This window comes from Pseudomonas sp. NCCP-436 (assembly GCF_019656335.1).
Lineage (GTDB): Bacteria > Pseudomonadota > Gammaproteobacteria > Pseudomonadales > Pseudomonadaceae > Aquipseudomonas.
In genome coordinates this window covers 70,899-85,200 of record NZ_BPLZ01000001.1, presented here as the reverse complement: position 1 = coordinate 85,200, position 14,302 = coordinate 70,899, and the positions used below count along the sequence as shown (strand labels likewise).

At 59.2% G+C, this 14,302-nt stretch carries 12 protein-coding genes and 2 pseudogenes; 8 read left to right on the top strand and 6 right to left on the bottom strand.

What is annotated here, in order from left to right; all coding sequences use genetic code 11:
- Window positions 1–162: 162 nt before the first annotated feature.
- The 5 genes from glyQ (at window position 163) to NCCP436_RS00410 (ending at window position 6,276) form a co-directional block, all read left to right on the top strand.
- Window positions 163–1,110: a glycine--tRNA ligase subunit alpha gene (gene glyQ, locus NCCP436_RS00430; protein ID WP_220801821.1), complete on the top strand. Its 948-nt coding sequence runs from the start codon at window positions 163–165 to the stop codon at window positions 1,108–1,110.
- Window positions 1,107–3,161, top strand: coding sequence for a glycine--tRNA ligase subunit beta (gene glyS, locus NCCP436_RS00425; protein ID WP_220801820.1), 2,055 nt, complete (start codon window positions 1,107–1,109; stop codon window positions 3,159–3,161). Before glyQ ends, glyS begins: the two co-directional genes overlap by 4 nt.
- Window positions 3,162–3,223: 62 nt before the next feature.
- The gene (gene gmhB, locus NCCP436_RS00420; protein WP_220801819.1) at window positions 3,224–3,757 is read left to right on the top strand and encodes a D-glycero-beta-D-manno-heptose 1,7-bisphosphate 7-phosphatase; all 534 of its coding nucleotides are present in this window, start codon (window positions 3,224–3,226) and stop codon (window positions 3,755–3,757) included.
- A gap of 13 nt (window positions 3,758–3,770) precedes the next feature.
- Window positions 3,771–4,538 (top strand): 1-acyl-sn-glycerol-3-phosphate acyltransferase, encoded by a 768-nt coding sequence (locus NCCP436_RS00415; RefSeq protein WP_220801818.1) that lies wholly within the window; start codon window positions 3,771–3,773, stop codon window positions 4,536–4,538.
- Between the two features lie 556 nt (window positions 4,539–5,094).
- Window positions 5,095–6,276 (top strand): GGDEF domain-containing protein, encoded by a 1,182-nt coding sequence (locus tag NCCP436_RS00410; protein WP_220801817.1) that lies wholly within the window; start codon window positions 5,095–5,097, stop codon window positions 6,274–6,276.
- A 102-nt stretch (window positions 6,277–6,378) separates the two neighbouring features.
- Here NCCP436_RS00410 and NCCP436_RS00405 read toward each other — a convergent pair whose 3' ends face one another.
- The 4 genes from NCCP436_RS00405 to NCCP436_RS00390 all read right to left on the bottom strand — a co-directional run bounded on the left by NCCP436_RS00405 (window position 6,379) and on the right by NCCP436_RS00390 (window position 8,468).
- Window positions 6,379–6,792, bottom strand: coding sequence for a GNAT family N-acetyltransferase (locus NCCP436_RS00405; protein WP_220801816.1), 414 nt, complete (start codon window positions 6,790–6,792; stop codon window positions 6,379–6,381).
- Between the two features lie 26 nt (window positions 6,793–6,818).
- Window positions 6,819–7,289, bottom strand: a complete 471-nt coding sequence (locus tag NCCP436_RS00400; protein WP_220801815.1) for an arsenate reductase ArsC — start codon at window positions 7,287–7,289, stop codon at window positions 6,819–6,821.
- 39 nt (window positions 7,290–7,328) lie between these two features.
- Complete coding sequence (gene arsH / locus NCCP436_RS00395) at window positions 7,329–8,039, bottom strand: arsenical resistance protein ArsH (protein ID WP_220801814.1); 711 nt, start codon at window positions 8,037–8,039, stop codon at window positions 7,329–7,331.
- Window positions 8,040–8,123: 84 nt separating this feature from the next.
- Window positions 8,124–8,468: a metalloregulator ArsR/SmtB family transcription factor gene (locus NCCP436_RS00390; protein WP_259651421.1), complete on the bottom strand. Its 345-nt coding sequence runs from the start codon at window positions 8,466–8,468 to the stop codon at window positions 8,124–8,126.
- Between the two features lie 155 nt (window positions 8,469–8,623).
- Between NCCP436_RS00390 and arsB the strand changes: the two genes are divergently transcribed.
- Both arsB and NCCP436_RS00380 read left to right on the top strand, forming a co-directional pair.
- A complete protein-coding gene (arsB, locus tag NCCP436_RS00385) occupies window positions 8,624–9,703 on the top strand; it encodes an ACR3 family arsenite efflux transporter (protein ID WP_220801812.1) in 1,080 nt (359 codons plus the stop codon).
- 5 nt (window positions 9,704–9,708) lie between these two features.
- Window positions 9,709–9,896, top strand: a pseudogene (locus tag NCCP436_RS00380) (ArsA-related P-loop ATPase); the annotation flags it as partial.
- 162 nt (window positions 9,897–10,058) lie between these two features.
- Here the strand turns inward: NCCP436_RS00380 and NCCP436_RS00375 are convergent.
- Complete coding sequence (locus NCCP436_RS00375) at window positions 10,059–10,346, bottom strand: hypothetical protein (protein ID WP_220801811.1); 288 nt, start codon at window positions 10,344–10,346, stop codon at window positions 10,059–10,061.
- Window positions 10,347–10,504: 158 nt separating this feature from the next.
- Here NCCP436_RS00375 and NCCP436_RS00370 point away from each other — a divergent pair.
- Window positions 10,505–11,475, top strand: a pseudogene (locus NCCP436_RS00370) (IS3 family transposase); the annotation flags it as partial.
- 404 nt (window positions 11,476–11,879) lie between these two features.
- On the opposite strand, the gene gyrB reads toward NCCP436_RS00370, so the two are convergent.
- Window positions 11,880–14,300: a DNA topoisomerase (ATP-hydrolyzing) subunit B gene (gene gyrB / locus NCCP436_RS00365; RefSeq protein ID WP_220801810.1), complete on the bottom strand. Its 2,421-nt coding sequence runs from the start codon at window positions 14,298–14,300 to the stop codon at window positions 11,880–11,882.
- Between the last annotated feature and the right edge of the window lie 2 nt (window positions 14,301–14,302).

Genomic DNA, 14,302 nt, shown 5'->3' with positions numbered 1-14,302 from the left:
CCTCGGTCAGGATGATGCGGCGACTATAACGACAATATATCTGGATATAAATACAGCCATTGCACCTGATGGGACGATGCCAACGTGCCGTACCCTGCGGCCTGCGTCGAGTTTCGATATACTCCCCAGCTTTCCTCGCAAGCCTCCACAGGTAACTTTTTCGTGAGCCAGAACAAGCCTGCCGTGCGCACCTTCCAGGATCTGATCCTGGCCTTGCAGAACTACTGGGCCGAGCAGGGCTGCGTGGTGCTGCAACCCTATGACATGGAAGTGGGCGCCGGAACCTTCCATACCGCCACCTTCCTGCGCGCCGTCGGTCCAGAAACCTGGAACGCCGCCTACGTGCAGCCCTCGCGCCGTCCGACCGATGGCCGCTATGGCGAAAACCCCAACCGCCTGCAGCACTACTACCAGTTCCAGGTGGTGTTGAAGCCCAATCCGGAAAACTTCCAGGAGCTGTACCTGGGCTCGCTCAGGGCCATCGGCCTGGATCCGGAAGTGCATGACATCCGCTTTGTCGAAGACAACTGGGAGTCGCCGACCCTCGGCGCCTGGGGGCTGGGCTGGGAAATCTGGCTCAACGGCATGGAGGTCACCCAGTTCACCTACTTCCAGCAGGTTGGCGGCATCGAGTGCTACCCGGTGACCGGCGAGATCACCTACGGCCTGGAGCGCCTGGCCATGTACCTGCAGGGCGTCGATTCGGTCTACGACCTGATCTGGACCGACGGCCCGTTCGGCACCGTGACCTACGGCGACGTGTTCCATCAGAACGAGGTGGAGCAGTCCACCTACAACTTCGAGCACGCCAACGTCGAGAAGCTGTTCGAGCTGTTCGACTTCTACGAGAGCGAAGCCAACCGCCTGATCGAACTGCAGCTGCCGCTGCCAACCTACGAGATGGTGCTCAAGGCCTCGCACACCTTCAACCTGCTGGATGCCCGCCGCGCCATCTCTGTGACCGCGCGCCAGCAGTACATCCTGCGCGTGCGCACCCTGGCCCGCGCCGTGGCGCAGAGCTACCTGCAGGCCCGCGCCCGACTCGGCTTCCCCATGGCCACCCCCGAACTGCGTGACGAAGTACTGGCCAAGCTGGAGGCGCAAGCATGAGTGCACAAGATTTCCTGGTCGAACTGGGTACCGAAGAGCTGCCACCGAAGGCGCTCAAATCTCTCGGTGACGCCTTCCTCGCCGGTATTGAAAAAGGCCTGAAGGCCGCCGGCCTGAACTATGCGAACGCTCACGTATATGCCGCGCCGCGTCGTCTGGCAGTACTGGTAGAACAGCTGGCCAGCCAACAGCCGGATCGCAGCATGAACCTCGACGGCCCGCCCATCCAGGCCGCCTTCGACGCTGACGGCAACCCGACCCAGGCCGCGCTGGGCTTCGCCCGCAAGTGCGGCGTGGACATCAGCGAAATCGACCGCAGTGGCCCGAAACTGCGCTACGCCCAGCACATTGCCGGCCAGCCGGCGGTGAACCTGCTGCCGACCATCGTCAGCGACTCGCTGAACGACCTGCCGATCCCCAAACGCATGCGCTGGGCCGCACGCCGCGACGAGTTCGTGCGTCCGACCCAGTGGCTGGTGATGCTGTTCGGCGACACCGTGGTCGACTGCGAGATCCTCGCACAGAAGGCCGGTCGCGTGTCTCGTGGTCACCGCTTCCATGCCAACCGCGAGGTGCACATCAGCAGCCCGGCCAGCTACGTCGAGGATCTGCGCAGCGCCTTCGTGCTGGCCGACTTCGCCGAGCGCCGCGAGTTGATCAGCCGCCGTGTCGACGAGCTGGCCGCAGCCGAGAACGGCACCGCCATCGTGCCGCCGGCACTACTCGATGAAGTCACTGCGCTGGTCGAGTGGCCAGTGCCGCTGGTCTGCTCCTTCGAGGAACGCTTCCTCGAGGTTCCGCAGGAAGCGCTGATCAGCACCATGCAGGACAACCAGAAGTACTTCTGCCTGCTCGATGCGGGCGGCAAGCTGCTGCCGCGCTTCATCACCGTGGCCAACGTCGAGTCCAAGGATCCGGCACAAATCGTCGCCGGCAACGAGAAGGTGGTGCGTCCACGTCTGACCGATGCCGAGTTCTTCTTCAAACAGGACAAGAAGCAAAGTCTGGAAAGCTTCAACCAGCGCCTGGCCAACGTGGTATTCCAGGCCCAGCTTGGCTCGGTGTTCGACAAGGCTCGCCGCGTCTCCGCGCTGGCCGGTTTCATCGCCAGCCAGGTCGGTGGTGACGAGCAGCGCGCTGCCCGTGCCGGCCTGCTGTCCAAATGCGACCTGGCCACTGAGATGGTCGGCGAGTTCCCAGAAATGCAGGGTATCGCCGGTTACTACTACGCACTCAACGATGGCGAACCGGAAGACGTCGCCCTGGCGTTGAACGAACAGTACATGCCGCGTGGCGCCGGCGCCGAGCTGCCGAGCACCCTCACCGGTGCTGCAGTCGCGGTGGCCGACAAGCTCGACACCCTGGTCGGCATCTTCGGCATTGGCATGCTGCCGACCGGCTCCAAGGATCCCTATGCCCTGCGTCGTGCTGCTCTCGGCGTACTGCGCATCCTGATCGAGAAGGGCCTGGATCTCGACCTGGTCGCCGCGGTGAACTTCGCCATCGGCCAATACGGCGACAAGGTCAAGGCCCAGGGCCTGGCCCCCCAGGTACTGGACTTCATCTTCGACCGCCTGCGTGCCCGCTACGAAGACGAGGGCATCGATGTCGCCGTGTACCAGGCTGTACGCGCGGTAAGCCCAGTATCGGCACTGGACTTCGACCAGCGCATACAGGCCGTGCAGGCGTTCCGCGCACTGCCACAGGCCGAAGCCCTGGCCGCCGCCAACAAGCGTGTATCGAACCTGCTGAGCAAGGCCGAAGGCAGTATCGCCGAACAGGTCGAGGCTCACTACTTCGACAGCCCCAGCGAGTTCGCCCTGCACGCGGCCATTCAGCAGGCCGACCAGGCCGTGCAGCCGCTGTCCGTCGCACGCCAGTATCGTGAGGCACTGGCCCGACTGGCGGATCTGCGCGACCCGGTAGACGCCTTCTTCGAGGCGGTACTGGTCAACGCCGAGGACGCCCGCGTGCGCGCCAACCGTTACGCCCTGCTGGCCCGCCTGCGCGGGCTGTTCCTCGGCGTGGCAGACATCTCGCTGCTTGGCTGAAAGAGGCACGGGCAGACCGGGTGGGAGCCTTCGCGCCCACCCGTCGGCCCCCGGATCGCCGAATGAAACTGCTGATTCTCGACCGCGACGGCGTCATTAACGAAGACTCCGACGCCTACATCAAGTCACTCGACGAGTGGATTCCGATCCCCTCGTCGATCAGTGCCATCGCACGTCTGTCCAGGTCCGGCTGGATCGTGGCGGTAGCCACCAACCAGTCCGGCATCGCTCGCGGCTACTACGATCTGGCGACTTTGGAATCGATGCACGCACGCCTGCGCCAACTGGTGACAGAGCAGGGTGGTGAGCTTGGCCTGATCGCCTACTGCCCGCACGGGCCGGATGACCACTGCGAGTGTCGCAAGCCTAAGCCCGGCCTGCTTTGGCAGATTGCTGCACACTACGCCACAGATCTGGCAGGAGTCTGGTTCGTCGGCGATAGCAGCAGTGACCTGCAGGCGGCGCTGACCGTCGACTGTCAGCCCGTTCTGGTAAAAACCGGCAAGGGCGAACGCACCCTGACCAGGCCGTTGCCACCAGGAACCCTGGTGTTCGATGATCTCGCAGCGGTCGCCGACCAACTGCTCACTTCCTAAGGTACGAGGCTCCATGACGATACTGCAGGCTTTCAGAACCACGCTTTTCTACCTGCTGCTGTCGTCCAGTTCGTTCTTCTGGTGCCTGATCAGTCTGTTGGTAGCACCACTACTTCCATTTCGTCAGCGCTATCGCTTCGTCATTCAGACCTGGTGTCGCTGCGCAGTCTGGCTAGCTCGGGTGGTGGCCGGCATCCGCTACGAGGTACGCGGCCTGGAGAACATCCCCCAGCGCCCCTGCGTGATTCTCGCCAACCACCAGAGTACCTGGGAAACCTTCTTCCTCTCCGCGCTGTTCGAGCCGCTATCACAGGTAGTCAAGCGTGAACTGCTGCATGTGCCGTTCTTCGGTTGGGGCATGGCTCTGCTCAAACCTATCGCCATCGATCGCAGCAATCCCAAGGCGGCGCTCAAGCAGATGGCCCGCCAGGGCGACGAGCGACTGCGCCAGGGTGCCTGGGTGCTGGTATTTCCCGAGGGTACGCGAAACCCGCCGGAGCAACTCGGCAAGTTCTCCCGTGGCGGAGCGGCGCTGGCGGTGAACGCTGGTCTGCCGGTATTGCCGATCGCACACAATGCCGGCGAATTCTGGCCCAAGGAAGGCTGGGGCAAGCGCCCCGGCACCATTCAGGTGATCATTGGCGCGCCTATGCACGCCGAGGGGGAGGGCCCACGTGCTATCGCCGAACTCAACGAGCGCGCCTACCAGTGGGTCAGATGTCAGCAAGCAGCCCTGCGTGGTGAAGCACTGTCAGCAGAGACGCCGGCCGAAGCCCGCTAACTGTGGATAAGATGTTCATAAAAAGACCGGGCAGGGCTACGGTGCCACGTATCTTGCTGGTCTTATAGCAAAAAGCCATCAAGCGAAAGAGGCTCACACAGGGCATACGTTAACCGGCAGGACACGGACGAACGCGTAAAGCACACCGCCAGAAGCTGCGCCGGGACGGGTTATCCGGGATAACCGCCCGGGGAAAAGAGTTCGGCATCTATTCGCTCAAGCCAGTCTTGTAAAACCTGCTGCGGCGGATTTCAGATCCATGACGTGAGCGTCAGCCAAGTGCCCTTTGGTCGCAGCTGCATCCCCCTTTGCTCTGCACGCTGCCGGCTCTTCCAGCCATCTGCCTGGCTGGTTTTACCGACGACCTGGTCATCCGCAATCACAGCGTGAAGGTCAGATACGGCACATAACAGCACTCGGCTGTCTCTACTCAGTTGTGCTCCCCACGTTGGAGATCTTTTACATAGTGCGCGACAGAAGCAGGGATGTCATTTTGCTATCTCGTCAGCGGGCGACTGTAATACAGTAGACCACCCGATAAAGACAATGGAAAATCATGGTCGCCCATACCCAGACGCTGTTCGGTGCTGTGGCACTGGTCGCGGTGCTGATGGGCAGTTGCTTGATTCTGGTGGGCCGGCTGGATCACCGAGATGGCATGCTCACCACCGGCCTTGGAATGCTCTCGCATTCACTCGCCTATGTTGGTTACACCCTATTCGGTCATGCGCCACTGTGGATCAGCTACGTGCTGGCCAACACCCTGCTGTCGACCGCCATGGCCTTCTATACCGTCAGTCTGCCATTGATCCACGGCCGTCCGCCGCCCTGGAAACTGGCCTTCACTTTCCCCGTAGTACAGGTCGTGTTGCTGACTGTACTGCTCAACACCCAGATACCCCGCCAACTGACAGCTTGTATGGTGCTACTGTGCCAGTGCCTGCTGGTTTTCCACTTCAGTCGCCGATATTCCGTGCCAGGCGGCCGGGCTCACCGCGTACTGCTATTCGGTTCTGCCCTCAGTCTCACTGGTCTGGGTATGCGCGTTGTGGTGATACTCAGCGGTGCACCGGCAGAAATGCACTACAACGTCAGCAACCTGAAACAGACCTTCTCGGTTTCCATCGGCGCAGCTACGGTGCTGATGCTGTCTTTCGGTCTGGTGTTGCTATCCCGCGAGCGCATCGAATCCCAGCTACGCCAGACGGCAATGCTCGACACGCTAACTGGTATCCCCAACCGCCGGGCGATTATCGAACATTTCACCGATGAAATAGAGCGTGCCTGCCGGCTGAAGACTCCTCTGGCCATCGCTATGCTCGATGTCGACCACTTCAAGCGGATCAACGACAGTTACGGCCATCTGATCGGCGACGACGTGCTCAAGTACTGCGCTACACACCTGCAACGCCGTTTACGCAGGCATGATCATGTAGGACGCTACGGTGGGGAAGAGTTCCTGCTGGTGCTACCCGGTACCGATGCGGACGGAGCGTTGCAACTGGTCGACCAGTTACGTCGCACCTTCTGCGACAAACCGGCGCGATTTGCTGGACACTCCATCAACCTAAGCTTCAGCGCCGGTATTTGCGGCGTATCGCATGTGGACGAACACACGAATCTCACTGAGCTGCTGCATCAGGCCGACACGGCACTCTATGCCGCCAAGAATGCCGGGCGTAATACCCTGCGGGTGGCGGGAGCCCGGGAGAAGGAGGAAGCCTTCAAGCAACAATAAAAATGGTCTTCACACATTTCCGGGGGCAATCACAAGGCAAGCCTTCGGGCATTGCGGCGACAACACCACCAGTGAAAACCTCTTCGCTCGTCTGGCATGAAATCAGTCGTAGCAGACGCGTGCGGCCCTGCTAATTACACGAGCACTTTCATAATCCGCGCATGCGTTGTGGAACCGTCCGTGGAAATGGGGTAAACCCAAGAATGTAGCTTGGTTCTTAGTCAGAAGATGCAGGCTTTCGACGCCGCTCTGAAAGGCGATCCTTTCCATCTCACTGACCACTCGGCTGCCTAGCCCGCGCTGGCGATGCTGCTCCGCAACCCATACCGAACGAAGCAAGGCGACAGGGCCATAGATCTCTAACCCGGCATAACCGATGTGTTGCCCATCCAAGGAAAATGAGTAGAAGACTCGCCCAAGAAGAGCAATGTCATCAGCTGGCAGCCCCGCGTCCTGAAGTGCTTTTGCAAGGGCGGGAAATTCATCCGGCAGAACAATTTTGGCCTGAAGTGACATCTCACCCTCCGGTGTTCATATCGCGCTTAGATCGTTCCGATTCTGTCAAGCTCACGCTGGAGTTCGTCGCGGCTCAGCTGTTCGAAGGGCAAGGCGAGGAACGCACGACAGCGCTTCTCGATCCGCGTCAGGATGCTTCGAAAGGCAGCATCCACCTCGCTATCAGTGCCTTGCACGTCCGAGGGATCCGCCAGCCCCCAGTGGGCCTTCAGCGCCGAGCCGAAGTACACCGGACAGGCCTCGCCGGCAGCCTTGTCGCAGACCGTGATGGCGATGTCCGGAGGGTTTCCCTCGAACGCATCATTGCCCTTGCTGCTCAGCCCCTCGGTGGAGATTCCAGCTTGTTGCAGAGTCGTCAGGCTGCGCGGCAGCACCTGCCCCTTGGGAAAGCTGCCAGAGCTGACCGCTTCGAAGCCATCTGGGGCCAGATGATTGAACATCGCCTCGGACAGGATGCTGCGGCAGCTGTTGGCTGTGCACATAAAGAGAACTCGCATGCTGTGCTCCTGTGCCCTATCGGCAACGATATCTTTCAGTCAGAGGTTGCGTTGGTTGACGCGCCTGGAGAGTTCTTCAGCGGACTCTTTACGTTCCGAGTAGCGGTCGACCAGATAGTCGCTGTGCCCCCGCAGCAGCAGGGTGAACTTGACCAGTTCCTCCATGACGTCCACTACGCGGTCGTAATAGCTGGAGGGTTTCATGCGTCCGGCCTCGTCGAATTCAAGGTAGGCCTTGGGCACCGACGATTGGTTGGGGATAGTAAACATGCGCATCCAGCGCCCCAGAACGCGCATCTGGTTAACCGCATTGAAGGATTGCGAGCCGCCACAGACCTGCATGACGGCCAGGGTCTTGCCCTGACTGGGGCGGATGGCACCCATGGCCAGCGGTATCCAGTCGATCTGCGATTTGAACACGCCGGTCATGGCTCCATGGCGCTCCGGTGAGCACCACACCTGACCTTCCGACCAGAGCACCAAGTCGATGAGTTCCTTGACCTTGGGATGGCTGCTGTCAGTATCGTCCGGCATGGGCAGGCCGGAAGGATTGAAGATTCTGGTTTCCGCACCGAAGGCTTCCAGCAAGCGTGCCGCTTCCTGAGTTAGCAGTCGACTGTAGGAGCGCTCTCGGTTGGAGCCATAGAGCAGCAGAATGCGCGGCTTGTGCCCCCCTTCGGGGAGATTCAGTTTTGCCGGGATAGAGCGGTCAAACAGCTCCTCGACGACGTTGGGCAGATTGTCAATCATGGGGTCATTACCTATTGGGCTACAGCTGGCCGCTTCTGTTCGGCTTGGACTTGAGTGCATCGCTTTCGAGTTGAGCGTTTGCGTCTAATCGCAGGCAGTCTTGCTCCCGAGGCGATCACGCATTTGCCGGAGGCGCTGCACGTCCTGGCGCAACCATTCGGCATTGCTGTCCAGGGTCTTTTTCAAGATCTCGCTCACCCATTCCGGCAACTGCGGATGCAAGCGGTAGTACACCCACTGGCCTTTGCGTCGATCTTCCAGTAGGCCGCCGCTGCGCAGCATGGCCAGGTGTCGGGAAATCTTTGGTTGTGCTGCTTCCAGTGCCGAGGTCAGTTCACAGACACACAGCTCCTGCTCCTGGGTCACCAGAAAAACGATGCGCGCCCGCGTCTCATCGGACAGGCATTTGAACACCTCGATTGGCGACATGGGTTGGCTGCCGTTGGGCTCTGTATTTGGCTTTGTCTGACTCATGCTGCCCCCTATCCAACATGCATGCGAGCCAATATATTACCTTTTCCGAATATGTGGAAAAGTGAATATATGGCGCTCTGCGCGCCAGGCGAACGAGGAAGGCAGCAAAGATGACGAATGCGTGTGAAGTCGCCCTGAAACAGGCCTCCGGGGCTCCGCTGGGTGTTTTTGAGCGTTACCTGACCCTGTGGGTGTTCCTGTGCATCGTGGCGGGCACCATCCTTGGCCTGGTTGTTCCGCAAGCGGCCCAGGCCGTAGGCGCCCTGGAAGTCGCCAAGGTCAATATCCCGGTCGGTCTGCTGATCTGGGTGATGATCATCCCGATGCTGATGAAGATCGACTTCAGCGCAATCAGTGAAGTGCGCCAACAGAAGAACGGCATGTTCGTCACCCTGTTCGTCAACTGGGCGGTCAAGCCGTTTTCCATGGCGCTGATTGGCTGGTTTTTCATCAAGCAGGTGTTTGCACCCTGGCTACCCGCCGAGGAGCTGGATAGCTATATGGCCGGCCTGATTCTGCTCGGTGCGGCGCCCTGCACGGCGATGGTGTTCGTCTGGAGCAACCTGTGTAAGGGCAATGCCAACTTCACACTGACCCAGGTAGCGCTCAACGATCTGGTCATGGTGTTTGCCTTTGCGCCCATCGTCGCCTTGCTGCTCGGCGTCTCTTCGATCCCGGTGCCCTGGGACACCTTGCTGCTTTCCGTGGTGATGTACATCGTCATCCCGCTGGCCATCGCCCAGTTTCTGCGAGTTCACTTGATGAAGCGTGGCGAAGCGAGCTTTCAGAAGGCTCTGGCCAGAATCTCTCCGTTCTCCATTCTGGCTCTGCTGGCAACCCTAGTGCTGCTGTTCTCCTTCCAGGGGGAGTCGATTGTCGAGCAGCCTTTGGTCATCGGCATCATCGCAATTCCCCTGCTGGTGCAGACACTGTTCATCGCGGCGCTGGGTTACTGGCTCTGCCATACGCTGAAAGTGCGCCATGACGTGGCAGGCCCGGCCACCATGATCGGCGCTTCGAACTTCTTCGAGCTGGCGGTTGCCGTGGCTATTGTCCTGTACGGTTTCAACTCGGGCGCCGCCCTGGCGACAGTGGTCGGCGTGCTGATAGAAGTGCCGGTGATGCTCTGCCTGGTACGAATGGTCAACAACACACGCAATTGGTACGAGAACAGCCTCAACCACCGCTAAGGGGGCTGCCATGCGCTTTATCGACTGCACCGCGCTTCCTGTTTTTACCGGCAAGGACGGGGTCGGCAAGACGTCCATTGCCTAGGCGACAGCCTTGGAGCTGAGCCGTCAGGGCAAGCGGGTGCTGCTGGTGAGCACTGATCCAGCCTCCAATGTGGGCCAGGTATTCGGCTTACAGATCGGTAATCACATTAGCGGGCGGTCAATGAGCTACGGGAAATTGAGCGTTCCGCGACCGAGCATGCGGAGCACTATGCGGTCATTCCGCTTTTGGCAGAGGAGCCTGTAGGGTTAAGCGTCTGCTGGCACTCAGCAAGTAGTCTTGTTCGTCCCGACCATGGCGTCGAAAAGCTCGTTACGACTCACCAAAAAAGTCATCGCGAGCAACCCTTCCAAATTCCTGATTATCCGTGGGTTGATCATCATCAAACATCGTGTGGATACGGCGCTGCTCGCGAAGATAGGCCAACGTCCCGAAGAAACATGGCTCGCAAAGATGCACGCGGTAACGCTCGCCATCGTGCTGCGAGCCATACCCCCACAGCGCTTGCAAGCTGCCAAATTGCTGACCGTAGCCAGATACACGCGTGTCAATGCCGCATACCGCGCAGTGAATAACATCGGCCTGACTCGGCTTATCCATCACGATCACTCCTGGCGTTTCAGCGGGCGGGATCGTCCCCGCCATCTAACCGAACCGGTGTTATGCGAAGCCCGGTTCGAATCCCCCTTCAGGCCACAACTCCCTCAGAAAATCCGCCCGACCGTCTCCAAGGTGGCGCGCTTGCGCTGGCCATCGCCGAGCAGCAGAAAATCCAAGAGCTGGAAACCAGGATCGACCGACTGGAACGGGAGAAAGCGATTCTAAAAAAGGCTACCGCTCTCTTGATGTCGGACGAACTCAATCGTACGCGCTGATAGACCAGTTAAGTGAGCGGGAGTCGGTGGAAGTGGTCTGTTCAGCCTTCAACGTGGTGCGATCTTGCTACTACGCCTATCGCCTTCGACGCTGCCGTGTTGATGCGCGCCGCGTTGCACTGCGCAGCCAGGTCAACCAGCTGTGCAATCAGTGTCGAGGCTCGGCTGGCAGCCGAAGCATTCTGGGCATGCTGCGTGAGGATGGCGTGAGAATTGGCCGCTTTCGTGTACGTCGGTTGATGCGTGAGCTGGGCCTGATTGGCAAGCAGCCGGGCTCGCACGCATACAAGCAGGCTACGGTTGAGCGACCAGATATCCCGAACCGGCTGAACCGTGAGTTCAACACCGAACGCCCCAACCAGGTGTGGTGCGGCGACATTACCTACATCTGGGCACAAGGCCGCTGGCATTACTTGGCGGCGGTATTGGATCTGCATACACGACGAATAATTGGCTGGGCATTCTCCGCCAAGCCGGATGCAGACTTGGTCATCAAGGCGCTGGATATGGCCTACGAGCAACGAGGAAAACCACAGCAGGTGCTGTTTCATTCCGATCAGGGCAGCCAATATGCCAGTCGCCTGTTTCGGCAACGGTTGTGGCGATATCGGATGGAACAGAGCATGAGCCGCCGGGGAAATTGCTGGGATAACTCTCCGATGGAGCGGTTGTTCCGGAGCCTGAAGTCGGAGTGGGTTCCGCCGACCGGTTACCTAACCGCCCAGGAGGCACAACGGGACATCAGCCACTACCTGATGCATCGCTACAACTGGATCAGGCCGCATCAATTCAACGACGGGCTACCGCCCGCCGTTGCTGAAGAAAACCTTAACCCACTGTCCGGGATGGCTTGACCACTACAAAATAACTTTGCCCACCTCCAGAAGGGTGGAAGGGTGGAAGGGTGGAAGGGTGGAAGGCACATCAGCATGCGGTTCGTTTTAAAGAAGCCGCAAGCGGGTCGCATCGCACTGCCCATCAGTAATGACTACTGATGGGCGATGCTATTTTGATTGGCATGAATTGAGGCGATCCATCCGCCCCGCCGAATCTCCCAGAATTCGTCCACGCCAAAACGAGATTTTTCGCCTATTCCTTGTAGCTTCACTACACAGCACACCTATGCGGGACTGTGTGGCTATGTCCAACTGCCTGATCTACAAAGAAAAACCCCGGCGCTAGGCCGGGGTAGTGACAGAAATTGTCATGACAATAACTCGTTAAATCATGCCAATTAACCTGCCCGTCGACAAAACCATCAGAAATCCAGGTTCGACACCGCCAGGGCATTGGCCTCGATAAAGTCGCGGCGGGGTTCCACGGCGTCGCCCATCAGAGTATTGAAGATCTGATCGGCGGCGATGGCGTCCTCAATCGTCACTTTCAGCATGCGCCGAACTTCCGGATCCATGGTGGTTTCCCACAACTGATCCGGGTTCATCTCGCCAAGCCCCTTGTAGCGCTGGATACTGTGACGGCGAGTGCTTTCTGTCATCAGCCAGTCCAGTGCTTCCTTGAAGCTGGCTACCGGCTTCTTGCGCTCGCCACGCTGTACGTAGGCACCGGGCTCCAACAGGTTGTTGAGTTGATCGCCCAGCAGAGTGACGCTGCGATAGTCATTGCTGGCGAAGAAGTCACGGTTGAAGGTGGTGTAGTTGGACAGCCCGTGAGCCGTGATTTCCACCTCCGGCAGCCACAGGCGGCGTTCGGTATCCTCACGCAGACTGACGCTGTAGGTTTGCCCGGACTTTTCGCTGGCTTTCAGGCGCGCGGTAAAGCCTTCCAGCCACTGCTGCATGAAAGCCTGATCGGCCAGGTTCTCCTGACCGATGCGCGGCAGATAAACCAGGTGCTCGGTGATTTCCTTCGGGTAAACACGGGACAGGCGATCCAGCGTCTTCATCACCGCCCGGTATTCGCTCACCAGTTTCTCCAGCGCCTCGCCGGACAGTCCCGGGGCGTTCTCGTTGACGTGCAGGCTGGCATCTTCGAGAGCCGACTGGGTCATGTATTCCTCCATGGCCTCGTCGTCCTTGATGTATTGCTCCTGCTTGCCTTTTTTCACCTTGTACAGCGGCGGCTGGGCGATGTAGATGTAGCCACGTTCGATCAGTTCCGGCAGTTGACGGAAGAAGAAGGTCAGCAGAAGGGTACGGATGTGCGAACCGTCAACGTCAGCATCGGTCATGATGATGATGTTGTGGTAACGCAACTTGTCGATATTGTATTCCTCGCGACCAATACCGCAGCCCAGTGCGGTAATCAGGGTGCCCACCTCTTGCGAGGAAAGCATCTTGTCGAAGCGAGCCTTTTCAACGTTAAGAATCTTGCCCTTGAGCGGCAGAATCGCCTGGGTCTTGCGGTTGCGACCCTGCTTGGCAGAACCGCCCGCGGAGTCACCCTCCACGATGTAGAGCTCGGAAAGCGCCGGATCCTTCTCCTGGCAATCCGCGAGTTTTCCCGGCAGCCCGGCGATATCCAGAGCTCCCTTGCGACGGGTCATTTCGCGGGCCTTGCGTGCAGCCTCTCGGGCACGCGCGGCGTCAATCATCTTGCCGACCACGGCCTTGGCTTCATTGGGGTGTTCCAGCAGGAAGTCGGCGAAGTACTTGCCCATTTCCTGCTCGACAGCAGTCTTCACCTCGCTGGAAACCAGCTTGTCCTTGGTCTGTGAGCTGAATTTCGGATCCGGCACTTTCACCGAGATGATCGCGGTCAGGCCTTCACGAGCGTCGTCGCCAGTGGTGGAAACCTTGAATTTCTTAGCCAGACCTTCCTGCTCAATGTAGTTGTTCAGATGGCGGGTGAGGGCAGAGCGGAAACCCGCCAGGTGAGTACCACCGTCACGCTGAGGAATGTTGTTGGTGAAGCAAAGGATGTTCTCGTTGAAGCTGTCATTCCACTGCAGGGCGACCTCAACGCCAACACCATCGTCTTCCCTCTGAACGCTGAAGTGGAATACCTGGTTCACCACATTCTTGTTGGTGTTGAGGAACTCGACGAAAGCCTTCAGGCCACCTTCGTATTTGAACAGCTCTTCTTTCCCGGTACGCTCATCCTTCAGCAGGATACCCACGCCGGAATTCAGGAAAGACAGTTCACGTAGACGCTTGGCCAGGATATCCCAACTGAAGTGGATGTTGCGGAAGGTCTCTTCAGACGGTTTGAAATGAATCTGCGTACCAGTACCTTCGGTTTCTCCAACAGGGCTGAGCGGGGCTTGCGGAACGCCGTGCACATAGGTCTGTTCCCAGATCTTTCCGGCCCGGCGAATGGTCAGCACCAGTTCCTTGGACAGCGCGTTGACCACGGAAACACCCACGCCGTGCAGGCCGCCCGATACCTTGTAACTGTTGTCGTCGAACTTACCGCCGGCATGAAGCACGGTCATGATCACTTCGGCCGCGGAAACCCCTTCATCCTTGTGGATATCCACCGGAATACCACGCCCGTTGTCACGCACGGTGATGGATTCATCAGGGTGAATGGTGATGCTGATCTCGCTGCAGTAACCTGCCAGCGCCTCGTCGATCGAGTTGTCGACCACCTCGAACACCATGTGGTGCAGACCGCTACCATCGTCTGTGTCACCGATATACATCCCGGGACGTTTGCGTACGGCATCCAGCCCTTTCAGCACCTTGATGCTGGAGGAGTCGTACGTTTGGTTATCGCTCATGC

Bases quoted from the DNA above. Each gene is read 5' to 3' on its own strand.
- glyS (WP_220801820.1), top strand. From the start codon at position 1,107: ATGAGTGCACAAGATTTCCTGGTCGAACTGGGTACCGAAGAGCTGCCA.
- gyrB (WP_220801810.1), bottom strand. From the start codon at position 14,300: ATGAGCGATAACCAAACGTACGACTCCTCCAGCATCAAGGTGCTGAAA.
- NCCP436_RS00400 (WP_220801815.1), bottom strand. From the start codon at position 7,289: ATGCGAGTTCTCTTTATGTGCACAGCCAACAGCTGCCGCAGCATCCTG.
- arsB (WP_220801812.1), top strand. From the start codon at position 8,624: ATGACGAATGCGTGTGAAGTCGCCCTGAAACAGGCCTCCGGGGCTCCG.
- NCCP436_RS00410 (WP_220801817.1), top strand. From the start codon at position 5,095: ATGGTCGCCCATACCCAGACGCTGTTCGGTGCTGTGGCACTGGTCGCG.
- NCCP436_RS00390 (WP_259651421.1), bottom strand. From the start codon at position 8,468: ATGTCGCCAATCGAGGTGTTCAAATGCCTGTCCGATGAGACGCGGGCG.
- arsH (WP_220801814.1), bottom strand. From the start codon at position 8,039: ATGATTGACAATCTGCCCAACGTCGTCGAGGAGCTGTTTGACCGCTCT.
- NCCP436_RS00415 (WP_220801818.1), top strand. From the start codon at position 3,771: ATGACGATACTGCAGGCTTTCAGAACCACGCTTTTCTACCTGCTGCTG.
- gmhB (WP_220801819.1), top strand. From the start codon at position 3,224: ATGAAACTGCTGATTCTCGACCGCGACGGCGTCATTAACGAAGACTCC.
- NCCP436_RS00405 (WP_220801816.1), bottom strand. From the start codon at position 6,792: ATGTCACTTCAGGCCAAAATTGTTCTGCCGGATGAATTTCCCGCCCTT.
- NCCP436_RS00375 (WP_220801811.1), bottom strand. From the start codon at position 10,346: ATGGATAAGCCGAGTCAGGCCGATGTTATTCACTGCGCGGTATGCGGC.